The 574-nt window shown below is 48.4% G+C and carries 1 protein-coding gene; it reads left to right on the forward strand.

Annotated elements, in window-relative coordinates:
• Positions 1-2 precede the first annotated feature (2 nt).
• Positions 3-563: an NUDIX hydrolase gene (locus GY683_RS08825; RefSeq protein ID WP_297288376.1), complete on the forward strand. Its 561-nt coding sequence runs from the start codon at positions 3-5 to the stop codon at positions 561-563.
• Positions 564-574 lie beyond the last annotated feature (11 nt).

Genomic DNA, 574 nt, shown 5'->3' on the forward strand with positions numbered 1-574 from the left:
CCATGCCTTACTGCCTGCAATGTGGTCATCTAGCCGAAACCAAAATCCCGCCGATGGACAGTCTGCCGCGCATTGTGTGCCCGTCTTGTGGCTACATCCATTACGAAAATCCCAAAGTTATCAATGGCTGTTTACTCATCCATGAAGATAAAGTTTTGCTCTGTCGCCGCGCGATTGAACCGCGGCATGGTTATTGGACGTTGCCTGCAGGCTTTATGGAGCTTGGCGAGACCATGAAAGATGGCGGTAATCGTGAGTGCTTTGAAGAAGCCGAAGCCATCGGCAGTGGGTTAGAGCTATATTGTCTATACGACATACCCGATATCGGACAGATTCATATGATATTTATCGGCTCGCTCAAAGATGGCAAATTTGGCGTGGGCATCGAGAGCCTAGAATGTGCGTTGTTTGCCGAAGAAGATATCCCTTGGCAAGACTTGGCGTTCCAAAATGTCATTGAAACGCTGCAACATTATTTTGCTGACCGCAGAGCAGGGGCGACGCTCGGTAATTTTCCCATCCATCAGCAAGTGATTGCCAAAGACGTACATTTGGGCGATTAACTGTCCATTTA

The sequence above is a fragment of the Moraxella sp. genome (assembly GCF_024227015.1).
Lineage (GTDB): Bacteria > Pseudomonadota > Gammaproteobacteria > Pseudomonadales > Moraxellaceae > Moraxella.